Origin of the sequence: Providencia rettgeri (assembly GCF_013702265.1) — a bacterium.
GTDB classification, from domain to species: Bacteria; Pseudomonadota; Gammaproteobacteria; order Enterobacterales; family Enterobacteriaceae; genus Providencia; species Providencia zhijiangensis.
In genome coordinates this window covers 1,531,880-1,549,892 of sequence record NZ_CP059348.1, presented here as the reverse complement: position 1 = coordinate 1,549,892, position 18,013 = coordinate 1,531,880, and the positions used below count along the sequence as shown (strand labels likewise).

Below are 18,013 nucleotides of genomic sequence, written 5' to 3'. Positions count from 1 at the left end.
AACACGTTATTCTATATAGATAAGGATTTGTCTTACCACTGAGGTACTTTGTGCTAACGCTGCTAACCAGTTATCGTCGTGTGCTCTATAACAGCCATATTTTATATTATATCCGAATCTTAATTGCGCTGACAGGCACAACCTTGGTTCCATGGCTTTTAGGCTTAGAGCCTAAAGTCACGATCCCTTTAACTCTAGGCGTTGTCGCTGCCGCACTCACTGACTTAGATGATAGATTGACTGGCAGAATAAAAAATTTAATTATCACTTTATTCTGTTTTTTAATTGCCTCAGTCTCTATTGAATTACTTTTTCCTTACCCTGTTTTATTCTTTTTTGGGTTAGCATTCTCAACCTGCGGTTTTATCTTACTTGGCGCATTAGGGCAACGTTATGCCACTATCGCTTTCGGTGCTCTGCTAATTGCAATATACACCATGCTTGGCGTACCTATTTTTGATACTTGGTACATCCAACCTGCGCTCTTATTAACTGGTGCCATTTGGTACAACATTCTCACTCTCATCGGGCATATCCTTTTCCCTGTTCGCCCACTACAAGATGCCATTACGCAATGTTATCAGCAGCTTTCAGCTTATCTTGATGCAAAGGCAAACTTATTTGACCCTGACCTCGAAGATGACTATCAGCAGTCAGTCTATGATTTAGCCTTAGTGAACAGTACGTTAGTCAGTACGATGAATCAGGCAAAAATTTCGCTACTCAGCCGATTGAAAGGCGACAGAGGCCAACGGGGCACGCGTAATACATTACAATATTACTTTGTCGCTCAAGACATTCATGAACGAGCTAGTTCATCACATATTCAATATCAACAGCTTAGCCGTCGTTTACGTCATTGTGATATTTTATTTCGCTTTCAACGCTTATTAACCATGCAAGCCAGAGCCTGCCAGCAGGTCGCTCAATCCGTCTTATGGCGCAAACAATATCAACATAATCCGCGCTTTGAGCGCACATTTACGTATATTGAAAACTCCTTGCAGCTACTCCAGCAACAATCTCCTGAATTACATGAAATCAAAGCATTACGAAACTTGCTAAAAAATCTCAAAGGGATTGATGTGCAACTCAAAGGCTTGAGCCTCGGTCAAGCCTCTTGGCAGCAGAATAATAAGCAAATTGAACAGTTATCTGATGAATCCGTCTCTAGTATTCGCGATGTATTTGCTCGATTCAAACATCATTTAACCCCAAAATCCTCGCTGTTTCGCCATGCAGTGAGAATGTCAGCCTTGCTTTGTACTGGGTATTTGATTATTCAACTGTTTGATTTGGAACGCGGTTATTGGATATTACTCACGAGCTTATTTGTTTGCCAACCCAACTATAATGCGACTAAGCGCCGCCTAGCATTGCGTATTACAGGCACTTTGTTAGGGATCGCCATCGGCTTACCTTTACTCAATATCGTGCCATCCATTGAGGGACAACTCACGCTGATCGTGATCACCGGGCTCCTGTTCTTCATGTTCCGTAGCAGTCAATATGCCCAAGCAACACTGTTTATTACATTGCTAGTGCTATTTTGCTTCAATTTACTCGGTGAAGGCTTCGAAGTTGCACTACCTCGAATTATCGACACTCTCATTGGCTGTTTTATCGCATTACTGGCGGTCAGTTTTATTTGGCCTGACTGGAAGTTTCGACAATTACCGCAAGTGGTACAGAAAACGATGGATAGCAACTGCCGTTATTTGGATGCTATTTTACAGCAATATTATCAAGGTAAAGATAATAGCTTGGAGTACCGTGTTGCGAGGCGTGACGCCCACAATAATGACGCAGAATTCGCATCAATTGTTTCAAATATGGCATCGGATCCTAAGTCATACCAAATCACGCAGGAACAAGCGTTCCGCTTACTATGTTTAAACCATACATTACTGAGCTATATTTCAGCCCTCGGCGCCCATAGAGAGCAGATGCAAAACGAAGCTAATCTTGCCTTATTAAATGATGCAATCTGCTATATCGAATCGTCTATTCAAATCACATCTTTAGATCCCGCAATGATTGACGAAAAATCAGAGCGCCTAAGGGTGAGCCTACTGAACCGCATTGACCATGCCTCCAGCGATGACGATGAGAAAACCGTACTGATCATGGAACAGACTAAATTGCTGATTGAATTAATTCCTGAAATAAAATCAATGATTAAACAAATTAGCTTGTCATAAAATAAACTGATGAGCGGGCATTAAAACCTATAAATGGCCATGCCCGCTGATTTGAAAGAATAAAAAATTAATTCATACTGTTAAACCAGTTAATGAGCTCCTGCCGAGTTCGAGAAGGTAATACTTCACTATGGCAACCCTCGATAGCCGCAGCCAATCCAATCAACTGTTTTACACTTGGTATCAGCTTCCCATGCTGTTTTAGTTTCAAGAAGCACGCTTTAGCACCTATCATAATGAGATCTTCTGCATGGAAAATTCCAATCTTCCCAAGTGCCCTCTCCATTGCCATATTCATATTTGGCAAGTCCTTGATGCGTACCGCCGCCGACTCTCTTTGTTGAGTTTCTTCCATGGCTGAACGGTACGCTAATTCAATGATGTGACTCAATATTAATGGGTCACACCAAGCCTCTTCCGGAAGTTGGTAGTAGCGCATCTCTAACGGGATGCCTCTTTTACTGTATACCAACCGCTCAAACCCAACTGATTCAAAATAACTACGAGAAAATAGGCATCCACGAACATAAAATTGCCCATCCAGTACCAGTCCCACAAGTGCATTATCAATACACAAGCAATATCCACCAAAGTGGTTTTTCTTTTTCAGTGCACCAAACTGACCCAAAATTTGCTGTAAAAGGGAACTTCTTTCATTTTGTAATGACACTTTTCCATCTCCTTATGAATAAAAAAAATACAATCGTCCTTGAAGCTCAAGCAATAAAAAAACAACTGTTTTTACATATAATTATGCTTAATTGATTTTAAAGTTTCAGTTAAAAATGCCAAGTATAACTCGCATAAAAACCACAAAGTTGCGAAGCGCTTTGTAAAAATAGCCTTGATATTGTATAAATATACAGTTACTGTATGTTCATACAGCACTTGTCTCCATGAAACATTGTTCTACATGTAAAATTGTAGCGAGGTGAATTATGAGTATTTCTACTTGGAATAGCGCAACAACACATTCTCTTAATCATTTTACTAATGATAGCTTCACGCATGACCGTCTTACGCATCGCAATTTAAGCGATGCAACCCCAACGATGAGTTTTGCAAATAGCTTAATGCAGCAAGGTATGGTGAGTGAGTTAGTTTATAACGAACAACATCCAATTATGGATTACATCTTGCTACCCATGTTGCGCCAATTCGGTATTCAATCACGCTGGTTATTATGGCTGAGCCCAGATAAAAAACTGAGTAAACACTGGTTAGAACAAGCCGGTTTACCCGTTAATAAAATTATGCAACTTAACCAAGTTAATTCAATTACGACCATTGATGCTATGGAAAAAGCATTAAGAAGTGGTAATTACAGTGTCGTATTAGGATGGTTGCCAGAAATAAACGAGCAAGATTTTGTTCTTTTACAAAATGCAGCAGAAGCAGGTCATTCGATGGGATTCATTATGAGGCCAGAAAAAACATATAATACAAGCTCAGCGGATATTAGACATCAAAACCTTTTAAAGATTCGCTCCAATAACATTCACTAAACAATAATAAGATTTTTCTTACGAAATTTTACATTCATAAAGATAATTATAAATAAAAAACACTTAAACACTTTAAAATCAATTGGATACCTTTATTAACAACAAAATGAGTAATATATTTATCTCTCTGATTTCAACAGCAAAAAAAGACTTTTTTTAACCTTTATTGCTTACCATACTTGTATCTTTTGGAGTTCGTTGTAGACTTTAGCCTGTTAAGCTTATGACATTATTTTTTTACTTTTCGTAAATTTTTGTGGATAATGTCAGCTGAACCTAGCAATTAAATTGAACCAATGGCAAATAATAAGGCTCACGAAGCCAAGCCAATATTGGATGATAACGAGGCGTAAAAATGAAAAAGACAGCTATCGCGGTAGCAGTAGCAGTGGCAGCGTTTGCAACTGTTGCACAAGCAGCTCCAAAAGATAACACTTGGTACACTGGTGGTAAATTAGGTTGGTCTCACTACGAGCACGCTAAATTTACTGATAGCAACGATGAGACCGTTGGTACTGGCAAAAAAACTCGTGACCAATTAGGTGCGGGTCTGTACGCAGGTTACCAATACAACCAGTACATGGGCTTCGAAATGGGCTACGACTGGTTTGGTAAAATGAAGTACAAAGGTGAAAACCCAGGTAGCGTTTCTTCAATGGGTGTTTCTCTGACTACTAAACTGAGCTATCCAATCATGGAAGACTTAGACGTTTATACTCGTCTGGGTGGTATGGTTTACCGTACAGAAGCTAAAGTTAACGCTCTTGGTAAAGAAACTGACACTGGCGTTTCTCCAGTTTACGCACTGGGTCTTGAGTATGCTATCACTCCAGAATTAGCTACTCGTTTAGACTACCAGTGGGTTAGCCGCATGGGTGACAAAGACAACATCGGTGTTAGCCCAGACAACGGCATGCTGAGCGTTGGTCTTGCATACCGTTTCGGTCAAGAAGCAGCTCCAGTTGTTGCTCCAGCAGTAGTTGCTGAGCCAGCAGCTCCAGTTGTTGAAAACAAACGCTTCACTCTGCGTTCAGACGTTCTGTTTAACTTCAACAAAGCAACTCTGAAACCAGAAGGTCAGCAAGCACTGAACGAACTGTACAACGAACTGAGCAATATCGACCCAACTCAAGGTCGCGTGCTGGTAGTTGGTTTCACAGACCGTATCGGTTCACAAAACTACAACCTGCCACTGTCACAAAAACGTGCTCAGTCAGTAGTAGACTACTTAGTATCTAAAGGCGTTCCAGCAAGCGCAATCGCTGCTGAAGGTCGTGGTAAAGAAGATCCAGTAACTGGTAACAAATGTGACGCAGTTAAAGGCCGTGCAGCTCTGATCGAGTGTTTAGCGCCAGACCGTCGCGTTGAAATCGAAATCCAAGGTACAACTGAAGTTGTAACTCAACCAGGCGCTTAATTTATAGCCCTAGTTTGAATTTCGAACTGAACATAAAAAGCCCCAATTTATTGGGGCTTTTTTTCATCCTCAGAAAGAAAGATCGTCACAATCTTCTATTTGGTCAACTAAAGATCGTTACTCTTTCTCCGACTTACCTAAGATCGCTTGAAGATCATGCTTCAATAAGCTCATTTGGCTCTCATACTTATCTTTATGTTCCGCATCTTCAATTAGCTGAATAATTGTCTCTGATAAAGTTTTATTCCGTTTTACTGCCAAATTAGATAGTCGTTGCCAAACCGAATAATTTAAATCGATCGACTTTTTCCGAGTATGTGGATGCTCAGCATTAAAGTGTCGTTTGCGACGCGCACGAATACTCTGTTTCATACGGTTATCCAATTGAGGGGACATATGATCTGCAATCCACTTCAATACATCCACTGGCGTATTTTCCAGCTTTAACAACTGCTCAATTGCCTCTTGCTCCGCACTTCTTTCTATATATCGGGTAATAGGCTCCCCGCTTCTCGCTTTATTGACTAGATATTCCCATTTCCAGCCACATTCAAGATTTTCAAGTTGCTGATATTTCATATTTTTTCCCGAAGAAAATCGTACCTATCATTATATTAGCAATAATATAGGAAAAATGCTCAAGGTGGATTTTATTTAATCGATTATCTATTGATTAACACAAAGAAAATAACAGTAAATAAAAAAATAGTGTACAATTCGCATCCACACGTTAACAAACCACTAAAATCGCATGTCCACTTTTGAACACATACTTCTTATCTATGGGATTGGAGGAGTATGTTCAGCGTTATTCGCCCTGCTAGTAACCAAAGATCCTAGTTTTTGCATGAGATTATTGAGCGCGCTTCTGATTGGCTTTACATGGCCACTGAGTTTACCCGTTGCCCTCATGTTTTCTTTATTCTAACTCGATATTTCGACAAATATTGCTGCAAGATTAGCGCTCAGAGGCTAATATAACACTCTTAAGCCGAAGATATTTTAAGGTAATAAATTAGCCTGAAATTGTATATAAAACAGACGGTACAGAAATAAACTCAGGCACATGCGACCTGCTGATTGGCAGGCATTTATTGATAACCATACTAATAGCAGATAATTATAGTGATCAGTCAAGAATTAACATGGCAAGGCCTAACTCCTAACTTATCGTCTTTTCAGACAAAATTTGTCTCTTCAGCGACGTTGACTCCATCAACACTGGCTGATATTCAACCAAGATTATTCGATGGGATGCAGCATTTCATTCGTGAATATGCTCAAACGCGCTTTATGTTCATCAAGTCTGACGAAAGTGAAGAGTATCTCAAGCTATTTACTGACACTATCACCCCGCTATTGGATAAAACCCAATCTATCAATGGTGATTATCAATTATCTGAAGATAAGCAACGATATCAGTGGCAAAACGATGTTACCGGTCGTTTTTCCTCACATGAAAAAATTGCTTACCGCCACTGGATTGAACCCGAACAGCTGTTTGGCTATATCACGCCAAATCAAAATTTAGTCCCAGGTTTACTACACCAAATTAACGGTGGAGTCCTCATTATTTCTGCAACTGCGTTGGTCACTCAGCCATTAATGTGGACACGTCTAAAAAATATGGTGACTCGCCGTCAATTAGAGTGGCTGCCACATAGTGAAAATCAAACACTACCAATTGAAATTGAGCCTCAGCCGCTTGAACTTAAAGTGATTGTTGTCGGTGATAGACTCATATTAGAAGAATTTGAATTTGCAGCTCCTGAGCTGTTTGATTGTTCAATATATGCAGAATATGAGCCTCTCATGTTTTTCGAAGACGAAGAACAATTAAGCTTATGGATGAATTTCATTAAATTCATTGTTAACAGTAATCAGCTACCAGAAATTGCGGCGGACGGCTGGCCTGAGTTTATTTTGCAAGCGACACGTTGTTGCGAAGATAAATACAATTTACCTCTTGATATTAATTGGTTAACTCGCAAATTAAGCAATGCAGCTCAATACGCTAACGAAGGTCATTTAACGGCAGAATCATTCTCTCAAGCCGAAGAAAATCGTTTATGGCGCCATTCTTTCCTTGTTGAGCGTAATCAAGACGACATTCTGCAAGAGCAAGTTTTGATTAAAACTGAAGGGGAAGTTGTCGGGCAAATTAACGGGCTATCCGTCTTACAGTATCCTGGCTACCCTGACGCAATTGGTGAACCATCACGGATCACCTGCGTAGCACATCTGGGCGATGGTGAGTTTACTGACGTCGAGCGCAAGGCAGAATTAGGTGGCAATATTCATGCAAAAGGCATGATGATTATGCAAGCCTACCTTAACTATGAATTAAAATTAGAGCAGCCGCAGCCCTTCTCTGCCTCTATTGTATTTGAACAGTCTTATGGTGAAGTTGATGGTGATAGCGCATCATTAGCTGAACTGTGTGCCTTAATTAGCGCATTATCATTGCAGCCTATCGACCAACAAATTGCCGTCACTGGCGCTGTTGACCAATTTGGCTATGTTCAACCTATTGGCGGCGTTAACGAAAAGATTGAAGGATTTTTTGATATCTGCGATAAGCGTGAGCTCACAGGTAATCAAGGTGTCATCATCCCAATGTCTAATGTGCGCCATCTATGTTTGAAACAAGAAGTTATCGAGGCAGTCAAAGAAGAGAAATTCCATATTTGGCCTGTCGAACACGTTGCTCAAGCAATTTCTATCCTAACGAAACAACCTTACTTTGAACAACAAGTAGAAGGTGATAACGTACACTTGTTAGCTTTAATTCAAGAACGCATAAACCAAGCAAATTCACCGGATAAGTCTAGATTACCTTGGTTTTTAAAGTGGATGGGCTAAGTAAAGATTGAGTAAATATTTGCTGATCGGAGTTGTTCAGCGTACAAGTGTAAGCTATTCTGTTGACCTACACATAATAAAGGCTATCTGAAGATCATGGTTGATAAACGCGAATCCTATACGAAAGAAGATTTAGAGGCTTCTGGAAGAGGCGAATTATTTGGGGAAAATGGTCCTCCATTGCCATCAGGTAATATGTTGATGATGGATCGCATCATCAAAATGACCGAAGATGGCGGTACATTTGATAAAGGCTACGTTGAAGCTGAACTGGATATCAATCCAGATTTATGGTTCTTTGGTTGCCACTTCACGAATGACCCTGTTATGCCTGGTTGCTTAGGCCTTGATGCTATGTGGCAACTGGTTGGTTTTTACCTCGGCTGGTTAGGCGGCGAAGGTAAAGGTCGAGCGTTAGGTGTTGGTGAAGTGAAATTCACTGGACAAGTATTACCGACTGCAAAAAAAGTCACTTACCGTATTAATTTTAAGCGCGTGATTAACCGTAAGTTAATTATGGGATTAGCGGATGGTGAAGTACTGGTAGACGGCAAACTGATTTATGCTGCAACAGACCTGAAAGTCGGCTTATTTAAGGATACAAGCGCGTTCTAATCGCGGCTTGCCTTAAATGCAAACCTCCGCAAATGCGGAGGTTTCTAATTTTTTGGGGATTATATTAAATTATGCGTTGAATAATTTCCGCTAGTTAATCTAATTATCCTCGTGAATGACCAATTAAACGGCTACTGCCGCTCTGTCCTCCATCGCTTTTCGCCAACCACCTAGCCAATGCGAACGGGCATCTACAGCCTGATAAGGACATAACTCTTTGGAACGTCCAGTTAAACCTGCTTGATAACCTCTGGATAACGCTCTTTCTAAACGGTCTCGCTTCTGTCTTTTCATGCCTTACTTCCCTCATCATTTAAATGGAAAAGAAAACAGCATCTATTTTTGTTAATAGATACACTATACAAATAACGCCCGTCCATAAGAAATGCAAGTAAAGAATTTCATATTATTGTCATAATTATGATAAATGTGACCTACATTTCGAGATAATCACAACCTACTGATATTCAAATGATTAAAAATAAATTCATTATTTATCAGTTAATTAAGTTTTTTAATATCCTCTTTTTGAATTGTAAAATAACAAAAAAATGCACTACGTTTTACGGTAGTGCATTCATTTCACAACAAAATCATTATCAAATTATGGTTTGCTTATCTCTTGGGCAATATCTGCCGCCACTTTTTGCCAACCACTCGCTAATGTTCTGACTAATTCAGGATAACCATCTTCTTGCTGTTCTAATTGGATATCAAAGTTGCGGCGTACAACTTTGTCGCCACGCATCAATGTCCAAAATCCCTGCACTAACACTTTCCCATCATAACGACCGTTAAATGCCGTTAGAGTGATATCTAACGTTTCAGGTGAGTTCTGCAAAGGTTGTAAAGAGATAAATCTATCTGGCAACGCAGAAGATAGCTCACGCACCATTGATTGCCCCAATTGCTGCTCTAACGGACTAGCCCATAAATGCGCACTTGCGTTTGAATAAGCCACATCGGACGTTTGATAAGTGATCCCGTTTGATGTCAGCACATCCGCCAGCGTAATACGCTGCAGCCAGATTTGGCCTTTATCCATCACGGCCACAGATTGAACTTCAGGGGCCTTCATAGGTAATTGATAGTACATTTTCTCTGGGCTGCTACTACAAGCCGCCAGTAAAAAAACGCCTATGGCTAATAGATATCTCATTATTTTTTCACTCCTTTAGGCACAACGTCCTTACTTGGCTCAGCTTCAAATACAAGTGCATTGCTCTTATTATTCAGCGTACGCAGTAGTGGTTGTACTTCACGCAGTACTTGATCTAAACGCTGCATATCATCAACCATCTTATTATAAGCTGGTGAGCCCGGTTGGAAGCCTTGCATGGTTTTGTTCATCTCTTGCAGTGATTTTTGCATATCAGTCGGCAAGTTTTGGAACTCTTTGCTCGACAACAACTTATTCAACTGCGTGAACATCACATTCGCTTCTTGAACCAGTTTTTGACCTTCAGCCAATGTTTGAGTTGTTTGCTTTAACATAGGCTCAATTGGCATATTGTTGATTTTATCCAGCACGGCGATCACTTTCTGTTGGATCTGCGCTAAACCACCACTGTGTGTTGGAATAATTTTATAGCCTGCAATCACATAAGGGCCTTTATACTCTGGTACATCTGGAATAAAGTCGAGGTCGATATACAGTGCACCCGTTAATAAATTACCGGATTTTAACGAGGCTCTTAACCCATTTTTCATCGCCAGATTCAGTTCATTTTTCAAGTTAAAGTCTTTACCGACATCCTTAGAAAAACGCTCTGGTTCGATATGAATAAGAACAGGAATGCGGAAGTTATTATCCAGTGATTGATCCAGACCCGCTGTATAGAATGGCACTTGTGCCACTGTACCTAAGCGAATGCCGCGGAATTCGACTGGTGCCCCCGGCTGTAAACCGCGCACAGAGTCAGAGAAGAACAGCACAAAATCTTGATATTTGGTATATAGAGAATCTTGAATGCTGGTAGGATTATCAAAAAGTTCAAATTCTGCATTCTCTTTTACACCTTCACCTGGTACCCAGCCCTCAGGGACATCAAAACTCACACCGCCAGTCAATAATGTCGCCACTGACCCCATGGAAACGTGGACGCCTTGAGAGGACATATCAAATGCAATACCGCTATCTTTCCAGAAACGCACATTTGTGCTGATCAGCTTGTCATATGGCGCGTTAATAAATAGCTGATAACGCATATCGCGTTTATCCATATCAAAATTACTGGTTTCAACGGAGCCAACACGATAACCACGGAATAATACAGGGTCGCCAGCATTTAACTGCCCAGCTTTGTCACTGGTTAAAATAATGCGTTTACCTTTGGCATCTGGCGAGGCTAAAGGTGGAGTATCTAATAGCGTGAATTCAAAGTGTTCTTTTTTAGCCACGCCCGGTTGTAATTCAATATAAGCCCCGGATAACAGAGTACCTAGCCCTGTTACCCCATCACGGCCAATCGTGGGTTTCACTATCCAAAAGGCAGAATCCGAGCGTAGTAAGCCTTCCATTTCAGGATTCAAGCGCGCTTTAATAATCACGCGGCTAAAATTAGCATCGAGGGTGACGCTTTCAACCACCCCAATATCCACGCTACGACTTTTAATTTTGGTTTTACCTGCTTCAACCCCTTCCGCACTGTAAGTGATTAGCGTCACTTCTGGGCCTTGATGGCTGAAATGGTAAAACATGATCCAAGCACCGATGAGTAGAGTCACAATCGGGATCACCCAAACCGGTGACCAGCTCTTTAACTTACTCACTTTAGCATTGGCCTGTGGTGTTTCTTGATCTGTCACCCTGCGGCTCCTTCTTGTTCAACAGTCTTAACTGCATCTCTCTTTTCACAACGATCCCATGTTAAGCGAGGATCAAATGTCATAGCGGCAAACATCGTTAAAATCACCACTACACCGAAGAATATCACCCCTTGAGCCGGTACGATGCTCATCAGTTGCCCCATTTGAACCAGTGCAGTCAAAATGGTAATCACAAACACGTCGATCATTGACCAGCGACCAACATACTCCACCAGCTCATAAATAAAATGCATTCGATGAGGATCACGGTTACCAAACCCTTTAGAGTCGAGGCATAGCCACGCTATACCAATCATTTTTAAGGAAGGCACCATAATACTGGCAATAAAAATAATCATAGCGACAGGGAATGAACCATCTTCCCAGAGAAGAATAACCCCATCCATAATTGTTGATGGTAGCTCACTGCCTATCGCATTTGTTGTCATCACTGGCAGAACGTTTGCGGGAATATAAAGCAAAATAGAAGTTAACAATAATGCCAAAGTCCACTGCAAACTTTGCTTTTTACGTACGCTACCATGGGCATGGCAACGCGGACATTCATGTTGGTCTGCTGGCAAAATTGCCGTACAAACTAAACATAAACGCACATCTTGGCTAATCCCTGTTTGCCCAACAATCAGCGACTTATTGAGTTTGGGCGCCTCTTCAATTCGGTTCCATAACCAATGTCGATCTAGGCACTGAAACGCTCGCACTTGCATCATACAAAATGCACAATAAGGGAGAAAACTCATCCCAATGCCAATATCACCATAAGCAATTAACTTAACAAAACTAACTAATACCCCCGCCAAAAAAATCTCCGCCATACACCACGATTTCATCTGAAAGAGAATTCGGGTTATAAGCACTTTTATTGATTTGGGAAGGTGAACCCGTAGTCCTAACAAGATGATAGTCACCATGCAAAACGCGGGGATAATCAAAGAAAAGAGGAGAAAAAACAGCGCTAAGCCGCTGTAACGCGTCCCCATAATAATCTCGATGATTTGAAACATGGAGATTTCATTTTCAATGCCTGCTGCACTCATTTTTACAAATGGGAAAAGACAGGCAATCACCAACATAATCAATGCACTAAATGCATATGCTGCGGGTTGCCTGTAAGGATAACGCCATTTGGATATGAGTGTTGTTTCACAACGCGGACATGTGGCTTTACTACCTTGTTCCAATTCAGGAACAGCAACCATCATGTCGCACTGTGGACAGAGCACATGTTCATGGGGCTCATGAGAACACAAGGTGTTTTCTCTCCTTTTGATTCAAGCCGTCATATCAACCGTTTTTCAACAGCTCTAGCTCCTGCCAACGATCAAACGCCTGTTCTAACTCTTGTTCTTTAACGGCAAGTGCAGTCAATGCTTGCTCAGTCACATCATGTGGCTGATTAAAGAAATCTGCATCGCCAATTTGTGTTTGAAGAGTTTCAATTTCCCCTTCAAGTTGCTCTAATTTCGCCGGTAATTGCTCTAATTCACGCAATAAATTATAGCTAAGTTTATTTGCACGTTTAGGGGCTTCTTTTGGCTTAGCCTCTTTTTCTGACGCAGCTACTTTACTGGTTTGCTCCGATTTCAGACGTACGGTTTGTGCTCTTTGCTGCTGAGCATCTTTATAGCCACCTACAAAGCGGTTAATTTCGCCGTTACCTTCGAAAATCCAGCATTCTGTTACGCTGTTATCCACAAATTCCCTATCATGGCTAACTAGTAAAACGGTACCTTGATACCCATCCACCAGCTCTTCCAGTAACTCCAATGTTTCAACATCGAGGTCGTTGGTTGGTTCATCGAGGATCAGTAAGTTACTTGGTTTTAAGAACAAACGCGCCAATAATAAGCGGTTACGTTCACCACCGGATAACGCTCTTACAGGCGTCATCGCGCGTTTTGGCGGGAACATGAAGTCTTGCAGGTAACCCAGTACATGACGAGGTTTACCATTAACCATGACCTCTTGCTTACCTTCCGCAAGGTTATCCATCACGGTTTTGTCTGGGTCAAGTGCAGCGCGGTGCTGGTCGAAATATGCAACTTCAAGTTTAGTCCCACAGTGAACGCGTCCACTATCTGCTTGCAAATCACCGAGCATTAAACGTAACAGTGTGGTTTTACCACAACCGTTAGGTCCCACCAATGCAATTTTATCGCCACGCATCACTTGCGCAGAGAAATCCTTCACTAAAACTTTATTATCAACTTGATAATTAACGTTTTCTAACTCAAATACAATTTTGCCGGAACGCGCGGCTTCGCCCACTTGCATACGAGCAGTACCCATCACTTCACGACGCTCTGAGCGTTCTACTCGTAATGCTTTCAGCGCACGAACACGCCCTTCATTACGGGTACGGCGCGCTTTGATCCCTTGTCGGATCCAGGCTTCTTCCTGTGCTAATTTGCGATCAAACTCCGCATTTTGCATCTCTTCAACACGCAGCGCTTCTTCTTTATTGATCAGATAATCATCATAATTACCCGGCCAAGAAGCGAGCTGACCGCGGTCTAAATCGATAATACGGGTCGCCATATTACGAATGAAAGAACGGTCATGGGAAATAAAGACGATGCTACCTTGGAAATCTTTCAAAAAGGTTTCTAACCATAAAATGGTTTCAATATCCAAGTGGTTCGTCGGCTCATCTAAGAACAGCACGCGAGGATTGCTGACCAAAGCACGTCCTAATGCCGCTTTACGTAACCAACCACCAGATAATGAAGATAACTCTGCATCTGCTGGTAAGCCCAGTTTCTTCAGGACATCGTTAATACGCGAGTCTAATAACCAGAGATTTAAGTTATCCAGAACTTCTTGAAGATCTGCCAGCTTATTTAAGTTTTTCTCGCTTGGATCAGATTCCACTAGCTTAGCAACGTGGTGATAATCTTTTAAATATTGTGCTTGTTCAGCAACACCTTCTGCCACAAAGTCAAAAATAGTGCCTTCTACATTACGCGGCGGATCTTGCTGTAAGCGAGCAACAATCAAATCTTGTTCATAAGTTAATGAACCATCATCCAGTGGCTGCTCTTTCGTCAAGACACGCATCAAGGTCGATTTCCCTGCCCCGTTGCGACCCACTAAACAGACACGTTCATTATCTTCAATATGAATTTCAGTATTGTCTAACAGCGGCGCATCACTAAACGCGAGGTATGCGCCCGATAAATTAATTAAAGCCATTAATTCTGTTCCTTACTCTGCGTGGCTAATTAACCAGCAGTTGTGAATTTGACGGTTACGTGCGAAGTCTTCTGACAGTGTCTTAACGGTGATTTCTTGTGCTTTTAAACCAAGTTCAGTCAGTGCTTCGAGATCCATTTTGAATCCGCGCTTGTTGTTGGAGAACATCACGGTTCCACCACGACGCAGCATGCGTTTCAAATGGGTGATTAATTGCACATGGTCACGTTGAACGTCAAAGGTTCCATCCATGCGTTTCGAGTTTGAGAACGTCGGTGGATCGATGAAAATCAAGTCAAATTGCTCATCGGTATTGGCTAACCAATTCAAACAATCCGCTTGCATTAGACGGTGCTGACGACCTGTAAGCTGGTTGGCTTGCAGGTTCTTCTCTGCCCACTCTAAATAGGTACGAGACATATCTACAGAGGTTGTGCTCTTCGCACCACCAAGCCCTGCATGGACGGTGGCAGTACCGGTGTAGCAAAAGAGGTTTAGGAAGTCCTTACCACGGCTCATTTCACCTAACATGCGGCGAGCAATACGGTGGTCGAGGAATAACCCAGTATCCAGATAGTCAGTTAAGTTAACTAACAATTTAGCGTTATATTCATTCACTAAGAAGAAATCATCTTTCTGCGCTAATTTTTCGTACTGTTGTTTACCCTTTTGACGCTGACGGGTTTTCAGTACTAATTGATTCGACGTTAACTCAAGGACATTCATTGTCGCGGTGATCACATCGAACAAGCGCTGACGCGCTTTTCGCTCATCAACGGTTTTTGGCGGTGCATATTCTTGAATAACCACTTTGTCGCCATAAATATCCACGGCCACATTGTATTCAGGTAAATCCGCATCATACAGACGGTAGCAATCGACACCTTGCTGCTTCGCCCATTTCGCCAATTTCTTCTGATTTTTACGTAAACGGTTAGCAAAATCTGGGGAAATCTCCGCAATGGTTTCTGATGGCGTTTCCGCTAACTGATAGTTTTTCTGTACGCAATCTAATGGACCATTTTTCGCTTTAAATTCACGTTCAGAACGTAATTGTAAGCAACTTAATAATTCAGGAGATGCGCTGAAAATCGATAAACGCCAGCCTGGGAAACGTGCTTTAACAATACGACCAAATTGGCTATGTAATGCGATTAATGCCGGTTCACTTTCTAGACGTTCGCCGTATGGCGGGTTACTGATAATGGTTCCCTTGATATCCGTTTTGACTGGGTTTTCCAGCGCCGCAGCATCACCATGATTGAAAGTGATTAAATCTTGCAATCCTGCACGACGAGCATTGGCACGCGCCATATCCAGCACACGCTTATCAATATCAAAACCATAGAAGCGGGAAGTGGTATCTTTCAAGCCTTGACGGAAACGTACCTGAGCTTCAGTAACAACTTCACGCCATAATTCAGGGTTATGTTTCAACCATGCATTGAATCCCCAATGCTGGCGATACAAGCCCGGCGCTCTATCCGCTGCAATCATTGCCGCTTCAATTAATAGAGTCCCTGAACCACACATAGGGTCGACCATCGGGGTATTTTTCTGCCAGCCCGAACGGCCAATAATTGCTGCCGCTAATGTCTCTTTTAGTGGTGCTTGACCCGCTAAATCGCGATAGCCACGAATGTGCAGTGAATCACCACTCAAGTCCAGTGCCACGCTTGCGCGTTCTTTATTTAGGTAAACGTTAATGCGAATATCGGCTTCTTGGCGAGCAACATTCGGGCGTTGGTCTAACTTACGCACAAAGCTGTCGACGATGGCATCTTTCACTTTTAATGCACCGTATTGGCTATTACGGATCTCTTCGTTGGTTCCCGTGAAATGCACTACAAATGTGTCATTCACATCGAAGATTTCAGACCAATCAATCGCTTGGACACCCAGATATAAATCAAGGTCACTATAGACATCAAAATCATTCAGCGGTAATAAAATACGGGATGCCAGTCGACTCCACAGCAGACTTTGATACATCACACGGTCATCAGCCTGAAAATAGACGCCCCCTTGTGCCACTTTGCACTGGCTAGCGCCTAGCGCTTCCAATTCAGTTTTCAGTAGTTCTTCCAGGCCTCGAGCTGTGCTGGCAAACAGAAAATTCATAGTATTTATTACCGATTTCGATGAAAAATTGTTGCGCATTATAGCTAATCTCATGCACTTGTCATAAAGTTGCTGCACAACAATTATAGGATTAAAAAATGATTACGCTTTCGCGCCTGTATACACACCCAGTCAAGTCAATGAGGGGCATTCGTCTATCTCATGGTTACGCTGATATCAGCGGATTGACGTTTGATCGTAACTTTATGGTCACCACATTAGAAGGTAAGTTTATCACTGCGCGTAAATATCCGCAGATGTTATTATTTACCCCGGCTATGCTCAATAATGGGCTTTATCTAAAAGCACCTAATGGTGAAAGCGCCACCGTATTGTATCAGGACTTTAATGAGAAACAGAGTCCTACAGAAGTTTGGGGCAATCATTTTCATGCACTTATTGCACCCGATGAGATAAATAGTTGGTTAAGCAGCTTTTTTGACGAGCCAGTCCAACTGAGATGGCTAAGTCCTGAATTATCTCGTCGAGTCAAAAAGCACCAAGACATTCCCTTATCTTTTGCCGATGGCTACCCATTTTTGCTTATCAATGAAGCCTCAGTACAAGAGCTACAACGCCGCTGTCCAGCCAGCGTAAAACTCGAACAATTTCGCGGTAACTTAATTATTACCGGTGCTAAGCCGTTCGAAGAAGATAGCTGGAAACGCATTCAAATTGGTGATGTGATCTTCACTTTAGATAAACCTTGTAGCCGCTGTATTTTGACCACCGTCAGTCCAGAGAAAGGGATCAAGCACCCACACGCAGAACCGCTCGCTACGCTGCAAACTTTCCGTATGGATGACACTGGTGATGTGGATTTTGGGCAAAATGCATTAATTGAAAATACGGGGATCATCCGCGTAGGAGATACTCTCACCGTATTAGAAACTAAGCAGCCAAAACAATATCCATTACGCGATAGAGAAGCCCCTGTTATCCAAACCACAAAACCGACTCCAACTGCCGTGAATTTGGTTTTTGAAGAGATAGAATATATCGGAAACACAGAGCATGTGATCCTTGAACAGCTTGAATCTCACGGGCTTTCAATCCCTTATTCATGCCGTGCAGGAATTTGTGGACGTTGCCGAATTTCACTGCTTGAAGGGGAAGTCACTCCACTAAAGCAAAGCGCTATCAAAGATAATGGGGATATTTTGGCTTGTAGCTGTATTCCAAAAACTGCGCTCAAACTTGCATTTAATCAAGCCGATTAAATAGAAATAAAGCCTCAACTAAGAAAATAATTTTTTAGTTGAGACTCTTAA

15 protein-coding genes are annotated in these 18,013 nt (G+C 41.8%); 7 read left to right on the top strand and 8 right to left on the bottom strand.

The features are described 5' to 3' along the window. Nucleotides 1–50: 50 nt before the first annotated feature. Nucleotides 51–2,201 carry a YccS family putative transporter gene (gene yccS / locus H0913_RS06985; RefSeq protein ID WP_181478313.1) on the top strand — a complete coding sequence of 717 codons (2,151 nt, stop codon included), beginning with the start codon at nt 51–53 and terminating at the stop codon, nt 2,199–2,201. 67 nt (nt 2,202–2,268) lie between these two features. Here yccS and H0913_RS06980 read toward each other — a convergent pair whose 3' ends face one another. Beyond that, nucleotides 2,269–2,871 (bottom strand): TfoX/Sxy family DNA transformation protein, encoded by a 603-nt coding sequence (locus H0913_RS06980; protein WP_181478311.1) that lies wholly within the window; start codon nt 2,869–2,871, stop codon nt 2,269–2,271. A gap of 268 nt (nt 2,872–3,139) precedes the next feature. On the opposite strand from H0913_RS06980, the gene sulA reads away from it, so the two are divergent. Continuing rightward, nucleotides 3,140–3,706: an SOS-induced cell division inhibitor SulA gene (gene sulA / locus H0913_RS06975; protein ID WP_181478309.1), complete on the top strand. Its 567-nt coding sequence runs from the start codon at nt 3,140–3,142 to the stop codon at nt 3,704–3,706. A 355-nt stretch (nt 3,707–4,061) separates the two neighbouring features. Continuing rightward, nucleotides 4,062–5,123: a porin OmpA gene (gene ompA, locus H0913_RS06970; RefSeq protein ID WP_154639107.1), complete on the top strand. Its 1,062-nt coding sequence runs from the start codon at nt 4,062–4,064 to the stop codon at nt 5,121–5,123. A gap of 117 nt (nt 5,124–5,240) precedes the next feature. On the opposite strand, the gene matP is transcribed toward ompA, so the two are convergent. Continuing rightward, nucleotides 5,241–5,702 carry a macrodomain Ter protein MatP gene (gene matP, locus H0913_RS06965; protein ID WP_154604226.1) on the bottom strand — a complete coding sequence of 154 codons (462 nt, stop codon included), beginning with the start codon at nt 5,700–5,702 and terminating at the stop codon, nt 5,241–5,243. Nucleotides 5,703–5,874: 172 nt separating this feature from the next. Between matP and H0913_RS06960 the strand changes: the two genes are divergently transcribed. From H0913_RS06960 to fabA, 3 genes are all read left to right on the top strand, one after another. Beyond that, complete coding sequence (locus H0913_RS06960; RefSeq protein WP_071992149.1) at nt 5,875–6,051, top strand: GhoT/OrtT family toxin; 177 nt, start codon at nt 5,875–5,877, stop codon at nt 6,049–6,051. A 197-nt stretch (nt 6,052–6,248) separates the two neighbouring features. Beyond that, on the top strand, nt 6,249–7,985 hold the full coding sequence (locus H0913_RS06955; RefSeq protein WP_181478307.1) for an AAA family ATPase: 1,737 nt from the start codon (nt 6,249–6,251) through the stop codon (nt 7,983–7,985). A gap of 96 nt (nt 7,986–8,081) precedes the next feature. After that, a complete protein-coding gene (gene fabA, locus H0913_RS06950) occupies nt 8,082–8,600 on the top strand; it encodes a bifunctional 3-hydroxydecanoyl-ACP dehydratase/trans-2-decenoyl-ACP isomerase (protein ID WP_036951692.1) in 519 nt (172 codons plus the stop codon). Nucleotides 8,601–8,723: 123 nt separating this feature from the next. Here fabA and rmf read toward each other — a convergent pair whose 3' ends face one another. The 6 genes from rmf to rlmKL all read right to left on the bottom strand — a co-directional run bounded on the left by rmf (nt 8,724) and on the right by rlmKL (nt 16,742). Next, nucleotides 8,724–8,894 (bottom strand): ribosome modulation factor, encoded by a 171-nt coding sequence (gene rmf / locus H0913_RS06945; protein ID WP_036951696.1) that lies wholly within the window; start codon nt 8,892–8,894, stop codon nt 8,724–8,726. 310 nt (nt 8,895–9,204) lie between these two features. After that, entirely contained in the window at nt 9,205–9,759 is a 555-nt protein-coding gene (gene pqiC / locus H0913_RS06940; protein ID WP_154639106.1) for a membrane integrity-associated transporter subunit PqiC, read from the bottom strand. After that, a complete protein-coding gene (gene pqiB / locus H0913_RS06935; protein ID WP_181478305.1) occupies nt 9,759–11,408 on the bottom strand; it encodes an intermembrane transport protein PqiB in 1,650 nt (549 codons plus the stop codon). Before pqiB ends, pqiC begins: the two co-directional genes overlap by 1 nt. Continuing rightward, nucleotides 11,405–12,679, bottom strand: coding sequence for a membrane integrity-associated transporter subunit PqiA (gene pqiA, locus H0913_RS06930; RefSeq protein ID WP_154604228.1), 1,275 nt, complete (start codon nt 12,677–12,679; stop codon nt 11,405–11,407). The genes pqiB and pqiA overlap by 4 nt, the downstream gene beginning before the upstream one ends. Before the next feature lie 34 nt (nt 12,680–12,713). Beyond that, a complete protein-coding gene (locus H0913_RS06925; RefSeq protein ID WP_181478303.1) occupies nt 12,714–14,621 on the bottom strand; it encodes an ABC transporter ATP-binding protein in 1,908 nt (635 codons plus the stop codon). 12 nt (nt 14,622–14,633) lie between these two features. After that, entirely contained in the window at nt 14,634–16,742 is a 2,109-nt protein-coding gene (gene rlmKL / locus H0913_RS06920; RefSeq protein ID WP_181478301.1) for a bifunctional 23S rRNA (guanine(2069)-N(7))-methyltransferase RlmK/23S rRNA (guanine(2445)-N(2))-methyltransferase RlmL, read from the bottom strand. A 98-nt stretch (nt 16,743–16,840) separates the two neighbouring features. Here rlmKL and H0913_RS06915 point away from each other — a divergent pair, with 98 nt between their 5' ends. Further along, entirely contained in the window at nt 16,841–17,962 is a 1,122-nt protein-coding gene (locus H0913_RS06915; protein WP_154604231.1) for a YcbX family protein, read from the top strand. The last annotated feature ends 51 nt before the right edge of the window (nt 17,963–18,013 follow it).

What these genes read in the sequence shown, in the direction of transcription:
- sulA (WP_181478309.1), top strand. Translation starts at nt 3,140, where the DNA reads ATGAGTATTTCTACTTGGAATAGCGCAACAACACATTCTCTTAATCAT.
- ompA (WP_154639107.1), top strand. Translation starts at nt 4,062, where the DNA reads ATGAAAAAGACAGCTATCGCGGTAGCAGTAGCAGTGGCAGCGTTTGCA.
- matP (WP_154604226.1), bottom strand. Translation starts at nt 5,702, where the DNA reads ATGAAATATCAGCAACTTGAAAATCTTGAATGTGGCTGGAAATGGGAA.
- H0913_RS06960 (WP_071992149.1), top strand. Translation starts at nt 5,875, where the DNA reads ATGTCCACTTTTGAACACATACTTCTTATCTATGGGATTGGAGGAGTA.
- fabA (WP_036951692.1), top strand. Translation starts at nt 8,082, where the DNA reads ATGGTTGATAAACGCGAATCCTATACGAAAGAAGATTTAGAGGCTTCT.
- rmf (WP_036951696.1), bottom strand. Translation starts at nt 8,894, where the DNA reads ATGAAAAGACAGAAGCGAGACCGTTTAGAAAGAGCGTTATCCAGAGGT.
- pqiC (WP_154639106.1), bottom strand. Translation starts at nt 9,759, where the DNA reads ATGAGATATCTATTAGCCATAGGCGTTTTTTTACTGGCGGCTTGTAGT.
- H0913_RS06925 (WP_181478303.1), bottom strand. Translation starts at nt 14,621, where the DNA reads ATGGCTTTAATTAATTTATCGGGCGCATACCTCGCGTTTAGTGATGCG.
- rlmKL (WP_181478301.1), bottom strand. Translation starts at nt 16,742, where the DNA reads ATGAATTTTCTGTTTGCCAGCACAGCTCGAGGCCTGGAAGAACTACTG.
- H0913_RS06915 (WP_154604231.1), top strand. Translation starts at nt 16,841, where the DNA reads ATGATTACGCTTTCGCGCCTGTATACACACCCAGTCAAGTCAATGAGG.